Below are 8,030 nucleotides of genomic sequence, written 5' to 3'. Positions count from 1 at the left end.
CTGCATTTCGACGGCGGCATCGACCCCGCGGTACTCGACCTCCCCGCCCCGAAGAACCGCAGACGACTCGCCCCCGGACACCTCGACCCGGTAGTCGATGCCATCGGCCCCAACCCCGAGGGACACGCATTCCGCCCACCCGGACAACAGCCCGAACCACCGACGCCACCCGAGAAGGCACCGACCGACCAGGGCGTGAACGGGCCCGCCGACGTGACTGAAAGCACTGGTGGTCTGCCCGAGCACACCGAAACGATTACGGTGTTCGACGAGGTACTGGCTATTGTCGGCGACAAGAAGGTGGCGGACGAGATCACCGCCGAAGCCCACGCGCAGGCAGCTGCGGATGACCCGACGTCGATCCTCGCGGTCGCACAGCAGCTGGCGGTGGAACAGTTGCGATTCGCGCGGTTCCGGCAGTCGATGCTGTCCGACTTGATGATCGCCTTCGCCGCCGGTCCGTCGGATCCTTTGGTCCGTGCGTTGTTCGAGGCGAGCAGACCGGATGTGGAGCGTTGTCTGGACGCTCTCGAATCCGAGGATCGGGATTGCGTTCTCGAGTCCCACTGGGAAGGCGCTCGCAGCAGCAGGATCGGTGCCGTTCGCCGATTGGCGACGCTGCTCGCCGCCTCGAGGCAGCACACCGACAATGCCGGCCCGCCCGACTCGCCGGAGAATCCACGCGAAGAAGCCGCGCCCGGTCACCTCGCCATCGAAGAGCGCCGGTATCTCGGTGGAACCACCTGCGTAGCGATGCCCGAAGATATGGTCACCGCCCTGGTGAACTCGGCATTGGATACGGTCGCCGCAGCCAGGTCCGGAAATTACAGCTGGAATATCCGCGTCGGTGACTTCATGGTCGGGATACCCAACCCGGATTCCGACGATCTGGACACCAAGGTCGAGCCTGAATGGCGGATACTCGAAAGGCTGGCCCGTCACGGGATACCGGATGTGCCACGGGTTTTCAAGGTACTGGACGGAGTCCTCCTGCCGGATGGCCGCCGGGTCGACGGAGTTCAGATCCAGGGGTTCGTGGCCGATGCCGTGCGGCTCGCCGATATGGACGACATCCCCGTCGATGAAGTTGTCGCCGACCTGGAGGAATTCTTTCGTCGGCTGCGCGCGATTCCGGTGAAGGCCGGAGAGCCGACCACCGATGATCCGGAAGGCAGGCTACGCGACCCCGGAGAATTCATCCGAGAACTGGTCAAAACGGATTTGGTGCACGCATTCATAATCGCCAGGTCAGCGTGGGGCTTCCCGACAGCGATGCACGGCCACACGGTCTACTCCGCGCTCAGCGTCGGTACTCCGCACCCGGCGCACACGACCAGCGCCCGCGCACCGACGCGAGGAGCAGACAGCCGCGACGAATCCACGGCACCGACGACTGAGCCCGCCGACACCACCCCGGATTCGACGCCACTGTCCGCGGGAAGCACACCCGTGGCTACCGCGCCGGCTACCCGCCGACCAGCACGGTCAACGCAACTCGCGCGACATCGTCGCCCGTCCCGCTCCCGACATCCGACCTGATCGCGATGAGCTGGCGCGAAGCCTTCGACAACTTGTACGGCGTTTCCGATGACGACGTTCGGGTCTTCATGGCCGACATGCATGCCACGGTCACCGCTCATGTGGCGGCATTCCGCCGCGGCGAAATGCCGCCGATCGAGGAGTTGATCGGCGCGACCAGGGCGTTGAATGTGGCACAAAACGAGTTGCGCGAGCGCATCCGCGACCAGGCGCCCGCGAGCTGGGCCGCGGACTATTCGACGTTGTTCGAGCTGGCGCGAGACATCGAGACCCGAATCCCGGTATTGCGCGAGATAGCTGCCGCCACCATCGCGATCTTCGACAGCGTGGGAATCTTGGCCGGCTCCGCCGACGAACTCGTGCCCTCTGGCTTGCAGGCTCGATACCTCGGCGGCACGGCCTACTATGCCGTGCGGGCCGTTCGCCTCACCCCCTGGGCGGAGGAATCGACTCTACCCCCGACGCCGAGCCTTCCACGGTACACCGGGGTCCCACCGAATCCGCGGCTAATGCACTGAAATCCATTCCGTGGCAGGAGCCCTTGGAGCGGTGGTGCGGCGCGATAGATGAATTACTGCTCGAGCGAATCGAACATGAATTCGACACGCCGCTGCTCCATTCCCTGCGGTCCCTGCCCCACCGGGACGAATCGTTCTCGATCCTCCACCAAGGCTCGGACCACGCGTTCGCTACGGCAGCCGCCGACTATCTGTCGGATCTGCTCACAGCCGCGCAGTACTACCTGACTCGCGTGTACGAGCCCAACACGGGACTGGAGCTGCTGCACCGAATCGCGGACGTCCTGGGTGCAGTCGACACTCGACTGTCGCTTGGACAGATCGTGCGAGACGTCCGGCGCGAGATGATTCAGCTACGCCGCGAACTAACCGGGCTCCACGAGGACACAGTGCACTGCCGCCGCGACGCAATGCGCGAGCTCGCGAACGGAAAAATCGGGGGCCCAACACTTCTCAGAGCGGCGCTGGACGAAGTGCTCGGATTACTCCGGCGGGCCTGATCCCGCGGCCGAGACCGCCCAGGACAACGCTTCGACCGCCGAGGCAGTCTGGCCCTCGATGGACACCGTCCGGGTTTCGACCGTCGGCGCCGAGGTCAGGCGAATGACCTCCGCTCCGGAATACCGCTGAATTCCATCGTCTCGGCGGTCGAATTCGGGCCGGGACCGTCGGGACGCGGTGGTCGCCCGCACCGACCCGAACTCGCGGAGTGGCTGCGGTGGCACTCAGTCGCCTCCTGATCGGCATAGCGGCTCACTCCCGGGTATCGGATGGGCACGAACGGCGTTGGGCCGGAATGGCTTCGGTCCAGAAGTCGTGGCGGACGGCGTCCCAGAGTTCGGCGAGTTTCGGGAGGCGTTCGCGGGCCTGGACGAGATCGGGGTAGTTGCCGGGTTCGAAGGATGCGATCAAGGTATGAAGAAGTTCATACCGACTCCGCGCCATCGACCGGCTGAACCGCCCTCTGGCGAGTTCGGCGTGGATTGGGCAGTGGCGCGGGTTGCGGAATGTGCATATCCCTCGTCCGCGACCACGCCTGCGCCCAGCCGGCTCGATAGCGATGACGCGCACGAATTCGTCTGCCGTGCACGGAATTCTGGGCAATTTCGTGCGTGGCGTGCAAAGTGTGCGCAACATCGGCGTTCCAGCCTCGCTTGGCGACGGAACACAAGGTCCGTCGGTGCTGGGGGCTCGACCGCTACCATTGCGGCATGTCCTTGCCACGCATCGAGCGGCCGGACCTCCCCAAGTACATGACCTGGGAGGAACTGGAGCGACTCCCGGCGGAGATCGCCGACCAGATCGAACTGTGGAATGGTCGAGTAGTGTGGGTGCGCCGCGGTCCAGGGGAGCATCAGCAGTTCACGCGTCGACTGACGAACTCGATCGAATACAACGCACGGAAGGCGATGTCCGAGCAGACCCAGCACTGCTGGCGCGTCAACTTCGAGACCAACGTCTTCCTTGGAGCCAGTGGCAAGTCCGACTTCGTGACTCCGGACTTCCTCGTTTACCGTTGCCTTGAACTGCCTTATCAGGATGTCCGCGCAAGCGATGTCCTGCTGGTCGGCGAGGTCCTGTCCCCCTCGAACACACAGACCGATATCGAGGCGAAGAAGTTTCGCTACGCCACCGCCGGAATCCCCTGGTACTGGGAAGTGCATCTGGACCGCGAATCGAGTTCCATCGCAACAGTCCGCGCCTACGGCCTCGACGTCGGGCATGCCCAACTGCCGGATGGCGTCCATCCACTGCGCCCGGCCAACTACATCCTCGCCGACGAGTGGACCCACGAGAACCCGGACGGCATCGGCATCGACTCCCCCTTTCCCATCGCCATCCCCTGGACCGAACTCGAATACTGACCCCACTGCTCCGCCGAGAACAGCAAGATCGTCGAGGCTTGGCGTCGGGCGAGATCAAGTTTGCACGATCGCATTCCTTCGACCGCGCCGATACGCCCGCATCTGGCGACCGTATTGCGGATTGTCACTGGCTTCGGGGGCGCCATGAAAACCACACGATCATTATGCGCTGGCGGCAAACCTTGTCTGCCACCAGCGCACGGTGATCTTGGTCAGCGCCGGATGACCCACGAATCCGAACCTCGAGGCACCGGATGGCCGAAGCGGCGGCCGGTGAGGGTGGCAGGGAGGGGGCCGCGACGTGGGGTGCCGGAGACGTCGTAGAAGGTTGCGCTCGCCGATCCGGTGAATTCGTCACCGTGCACGGTCAGCTCGAAGCGCACGATTCCCTTCTGCACCGACTCGGGATCCGCACGGTCGATAGTGAATTCGAGGAACGCACCCGATACCGTTGCAGCCTCGGCCGTCCAAGTGCCCATGCCATTGCTGTCGCTGGTGGCGCGGTTGCCGAAGTCCGGATTCGATTGCAGCATGGTGCCATCGGCGTGGAAGGTCATGACGTGGTAGCCGAACGGCGCACCGTCGGCGACCACCTCCCAGACGCCGACGATACTCATGCGCACAGCCCGGCCAACAGTTCGATGCCGGGTTCGATCCGATGTCCGGGCACAGTGGCGAAGCTCAGCCGGAGCGCATTGCGCGGCGCTTCGGGACCCGCGAAGAACGCGGATCCGGGTAGGAATGCCACTCCCTTGTTCAGTGCCGGAGCAACCAATGCGTCGGTGTCGAAATCGGTCGGGCCCTCTACCCATACGAACATGCCGCCGTCGGGTTCAGTCCAGGTGAATCCCGCCGGAAAGTACTTGCCCAATGCGGTGATCACCGTATTCAGTTTGGCCGCATAGGATTCCACGAGCCGACTCAGATGCGCCGATCCCACCGGCGTTCCGAGGAATTCGGCGGCGATCGCCTGGTTGAAGGCCGATGTCTGCATGTCGATGCCCTGTTTGAGGGCGAACACGGGCTCGAGCAGGTCGTCGGGCAGCACGGCGATGCCGATCCGTAAGGCGGGCGCAAGGGTTTTCGACAGCGAGGTGATGTAGACGGTGCGGTCCGGCGCGAAGGACCACACCGGAGCCAGCCGCTCACCGCGGTAGCGCAGGTCGGTGTACACGTCGTCCTCGACGACCAGCGCCTCGCGCCTGGTGATCACTTCGGCCACCTGCGCACGCCGGGCCGCGGACATGGTCCGCCCGGTCGGGTTCTGGAAGGTCGGCAGCAGATACACAAAAGCCGGATTGTGTTGCGCCAGTGCGTTGTCCAGCGCTTCGGGCAGAATGCCGTCCGCATCGGAGGCGACCTCGACGACCGTCGCACCGTGGCTGCGGAATACCTTCACGGCGGGGCCGTAGGTCGGCCGCTCCACCAGCACCACCCGGCCGGGATACAGCAGCGCCATACAAAGGTTGTGCAGCGCGCCGGATCCGCCCGTGGCGATATGCACTCGCTCGGGCGAACATCCGATGCCGCGGCCGGACAACAGTATTCGCGCCTGCTCCAGCAGCGGCGGAAAACCCTGCGTCAGTCCGTACTGCAACGCGGTATTCCCGTACTTCGCGATCGCGGCCGCCGCCAGCGACGCCACCAACTCACCCGGCAGCAGCGCCGGATCCGGCGCGCCGACCGCGAACGAGATCACATCCGGGCGGCGCGCCAATGTCGCGAACGCGTCGTCGATCGGCCCGCTGCGCATGGCCGTTTCGCGGCCCAGCGCGACACCTGTGCTCATACCCGAGCCAACTCCTGCCGCAGTCGCGCGGCGACTTCCAGTGCCGCCGCATCGAATTCCGGCGTCAACACCAGATCGTCGCTGAACAGTGGATCGGTGCGCACATCCACCGCCACCAAACCCTCGGTGTCGCTGAGATTCACCGCCACATGGACCACGCCCTCCGGGATGTAGAGGAATTCGCCCGGCCCGTGCACATAGGGCTCCAATTCCGGACCGATCAGCGTCACCGCCCGTCCCGTCACGCAGAACACGATGGTTTCACTGCGCTCGTGCAGATGCGCCCGCGCCACCTTTCCCGGGGCCATATTCACCAGTGCGGCCGAAATCCCTTCGGCACCACAGGTATCCCTGGTTATGCAGGGCAGCAGATGCTGCTCCTGGGGTCCCACAACCTCTGCGACGTCGGCTGCGGTGACGACTCGCACGGCCTTGGCACTATTCATTCGGCAATCCCAGATATCGTTGGAGCAGGGCAAATTCACGACTTCACGACTTCGCACGCAGCCGGTCGAGCTCCGCGCGGAGTTCGACGATCTCGTTGTGCAGAGCCTGAATACAAACCAGCGCGACACCATTGGCGTCGACGTTGTAGATCTTCTTGTCGCTGTCCCCGAAACCGAAGGCAGCGCGAAAGTCCTGTGCCATCGGACCCAGGTGCCGAACATCCGGCGATTCCCATTCGTAGCGCCAGGTGCTGATCGGCAACCGCACGACCTCCGCGAGAATGCCGTAGCCGTTCACGGCTCGCCCACTCCCCGTTTCATCCGCCGGGCCGGACGGGATCTGCGGGGCCGGCGCCCGATGGCGCCGACCCCAAGGTAGACCGAACACGTTCAGCGATCCCACACCACCGCGACGCGATCGCGCTTGATCGTCCGATCGCTGTCGATGACCGCGCTCGCAACACCGGTCGCCACGGTGGCCAGACCGGTGCTCGCGGCGGCCACGATCGCGACTCGTGCCAGTACCGCTGCGTGCGTGGTCATTTCGCTGATCTTCTTCATCCGCTGTTTCCTTTCTCTCTCGAGGTCCCAGCCGTCGGCTGCGGATCCACGTATCGGTGTGCCTATTCGGGCACGCGCCGGAATGCGAACCGGAGCAGAACGAGGTGTTCGTTGTCGAATTGACCTGCGGACACATCGAGGTACCGCTCGTAGGTCTGCACGGACCTTTCGCCGACGACTTCGACCGCCTTGTCGCGATTCGAGCGAAGTCGTTCGAGCCATTCCCGGCAGGTCTTGGCGTAGTCCTCGCGTCCGTTGACCACCGAGCGCACCTCGAACAACTTCTCGGCCGCATGCGCCACCTCGGCGAACCTCGGCATATCCGATTCCGGGAAGATCTCGGCCCAGAGGAAGGCGTTATCTGCGATGACGGCCTGGTCGATCGGCCGGTTGCCCTTCGCGATCGTCTGCACGACAAGCCGTCCGCCCGGCTTCAGCATCTTGTAGCAGTGCTCGAAGAACTGCCGATAGGCCGCGACCTTCTCCTGTCGAGAAGACCCGAAACGAACGAAGTGCTCCATAGCGCCGACGCAGAAGATGGCGTCGTAGGGCTGGTCCGTTCGAAGCGGGCCCGGATATCCGCCGCGCTTTCGGCGCGCCGACCGGAGGCAAGAACAGCGGCGACTCCTGGTAGGCGCGATGCCGATCTGGTATCAGTGTCCATTTACTGCTCCAAAGAAGTACGCAGGATCATCGCTCTCCGCGATGGAGAATAATTCAGAGATCCTGAGTTCTGAAGGTGTCTCCGGGGACGGACGTTACGCATGTGGTGAAGGTGCCTCCACCGGAGAGGCAAACATTAACGTAAATCTCACAATGTGTTAAATGTTGTTACTTAACAGTTATCTTAAGATTTGCTAAAGCCGAAATCGCGCGAGAATACGAGGCTTTCAGGTAGCCATAGCAGCGTTCAACTTATACGCAGCATCGTTTTGCGGACAGCCGAAAGTCACACGGGGACAGCATATTATCGCGTCGCGCACAGGCCGCCGACTTATCACACGCAGCGTCGATGTGCACGACGCATAAGTAATTTGATGAACAGTTGCCGAAGCTCTTGCAGCCTCCAGATATTCAACGACTCGGATTTACACAGGACCGCCTGGGCGGCTGGTCGCATTGCGACCGGCAGATTGAAGGAAACGGCCCCTTCGCCGAATCGGTCGACCTAGGCCAATTCTGACCCACGCGACGCCCTCCGAAGCCGGCATCTATCCCCATTCGCGGGAAGTGCGCTATTACTGGACAACGAATCAACGATTGATGTACCGTTGGACATCGGCACATTGGATGCGGTCGGATTCGTGATCCC

At 63.5% G+C, this 8,030-nt stretch carries 11 protein-coding genes; 3 read left to right on the top strand and 8 right to left on the bottom strand.

All coding sequences use genetic code 11. The annotated features are described in order from the left end of the window. The first annotated feature begins 213 nt into the window (after positions 1 to 213). Both AB0L58_RS39210 and AB0L58_RS39205 read left to right on the top strand, forming a co-directional pair. Positions 214 to 1,539 carry a hypothetical protein gene (locus AB0L58_RS39210; RefSeq protein ID WP_364395660.1) on the top strand — a complete coding sequence of 442 codons (1,326 nt, stop codon included), beginning with the start codon at positions 214 to 216 and terminating at the stop codon, positions 1,537 to 1,539. A gap of 5 nt (positions 1,540 to 1,544) precedes the next feature. Further along, the gene (locus tag AB0L58_RS39205) at positions 1,545 to 2,057 is read left to right on the top strand and encodes a hypothetical protein (protein WP_364395658.1); all 513 of its coding nucleotides are present in this window, start codon (positions 1,545 to 1,547) and stop codon (positions 2,055 to 2,057) included. Between the two features lie 482 nt (positions 2,058 to 2,539). Here the strand turns inward: AB0L58_RS39205 and AB0L58_RS39200 are convergent, their stop codons facing one another. Then, positions 2,540 to 2,782: a hypothetical protein gene (locus AB0L58_RS39200; RefSeq protein ID WP_364395656.1), complete on the bottom strand. Its 243-nt coding sequence runs from the start codon at positions 2,780 to 2,782 to the stop codon at positions 2,540 to 2,542. 28 nt (positions 2,783 to 2,810) lie between these two features. Beyond that, positions 2,811 to 2,969, bottom strand: coding sequence for a hypothetical protein (locus AB0L58_RS39195; RefSeq protein WP_364395654.1), 159 nt, complete (start codon positions 2,967 to 2,969; stop codon positions 2,811 to 2,813). A 299-nt stretch (positions 2,970 to 3,268) separates the two neighbouring features. Here AB0L58_RS39195 and AB0L58_RS39190 point away from each other — a divergent pair, with 299 nt between their 5' ends. After that, positions 3,269 to 3,922, top strand: a complete 654-nt coding sequence (locus tag AB0L58_RS39190) for a Uma2 family endonuclease (protein ID WP_364395652.1) — start codon at positions 3,269 to 3,271, stop codon at positions 3,920 to 3,922. A 212-nt stretch (positions 3,923 to 4,134) separates the two neighbouring features. Here the strand turns inward: AB0L58_RS39190 and AB0L58_RS39185 are convergent, their stop codons facing one another. The 6 genes from AB0L58_RS39185 to AB0L58_RS39160 all read right to left on the bottom strand — a co-directional run bounded on the left by AB0L58_RS39185 (position 4,135) and on the right by AB0L58_RS39160 (position 7,359). Next, the gene (locus AB0L58_RS39185) at positions 4,135 to 4,539 is read right to left on the bottom strand and encodes a hypothetical protein (RefSeq protein WP_364395650.1); all 405 of its coding nucleotides are present in this window, start codon (positions 4,537 to 4,539) and stop codon (positions 4,135 to 4,137) included. After that, positions 4,536 to 5,711 (bottom strand): PLP-dependent aminotransferase family protein, encoded by a 1,176-nt coding sequence (locus AB0L58_RS39180; RefSeq protein WP_364395648.1) that lies wholly within the window; start codon positions 5,709 to 5,711, stop codon positions 4,536 to 4,538. Before AB0L58_RS39180 ends, AB0L58_RS39185 begins: the two co-directional genes overlap by 4 nt. Beyond that, positions 5,708 to 6,157, bottom strand: a complete 450-nt coding sequence (locus AB0L58_RS39175) for a cupin domain-containing protein (RefSeq protein WP_364395646.1) — start codon at positions 6,155 to 6,157, stop codon at positions 5,708 to 5,710. The genes AB0L58_RS39180 and AB0L58_RS39175 overlap by 4 nt, the downstream gene beginning before the upstream one ends. Positions 6,158 to 6,200: 43 nt before the next feature. After that, positions 6,201 to 6,455: a tail fiber domain-containing protein gene (locus AB0L58_RS39170; protein ID WP_364395644.1), complete on the bottom strand. Its 255-nt coding sequence runs from the start codon at positions 6,453 to 6,455 to the stop codon at positions 6,201 to 6,203. Between the two features lie 92 nt (positions 6,456 to 6,547). After that, complete coding sequence (locus AB0L58_RS39165; protein ID WP_364395642.1) at positions 6,548 to 6,718, bottom strand: hypothetical protein; 171 nt, start codon at positions 6,716 to 6,718, stop codon at positions 6,548 to 6,550. 62 nt (positions 6,719 to 6,780) lie between these two features. Then, positions 6,781 to 7,359 (bottom strand): class I SAM-dependent methyltransferase, encoded by a 579-nt coding sequence (locus tag AB0L58_RS39160; RefSeq protein ID WP_364395671.1) that lies wholly within the window; start codon positions 7,357 to 7,359, stop codon positions 6,781 to 6,783. Positions 7,360 to 8,030: the final 671 nt, after the last annotated feature.

This window comes from Nocardia sp. NPDC052112 (assembly GCF_040680135.1).
In the GTDB taxonomy this organism is placed as follows: Bacteria; Actinomycetota; Actinomycetes; order Mycobacteriales; family Mycobacteriaceae; genus Nocardia.
This window is presented reverse-complemented; position numbering and strand designations above follow the sequence as displayed.

Excerpts from the sequence above, each read along its gene's own strand:
- AB0L58_RS39205 (WP_364395658.1), top strand. The coding sequence starts at position 1,545 with ATGAGCTGGCGCGAAGCCTTCGACAACTTGTACGGCGTTTCCGATGAC.
- AB0L58_RS39190 (WP_364395652.1), top strand. The coding sequence starts at position 3,269 with ATGTCCTTGCCACGCATCGAGCGGCCGGACCTCCCCAAGTACATGACC.
- AB0L58_RS39185 (WP_364395650.1), bottom strand. The coding sequence starts at position 4,539 with ATGAGTATCGTCGGCGTCTGGGAGGTGGTCGCCGACGGTGCGCCGTTC.
- AB0L58_RS39180 (WP_364395648.1), bottom strand. The coding sequence starts at position 5,711 with ATGAGCACAGGTGTCGCGCTGGGCCGCGAAACGGCCATGCGCAGCGGG.
- AB0L58_RS39175 (WP_364395646.1), bottom strand. The coding sequence starts at position 6,157 with ATGAATAGTGCCAAGGCCGTGCGAGTCGTCACCGCAGCCGACGTCGCA.
- AB0L58_RS39165 (WP_364395642.1), bottom strand. The coding sequence starts at position 6,718 with ATGAAGAAGATCAGCGAAATGACCACGCACGCAGCGGTACTGGCACGA.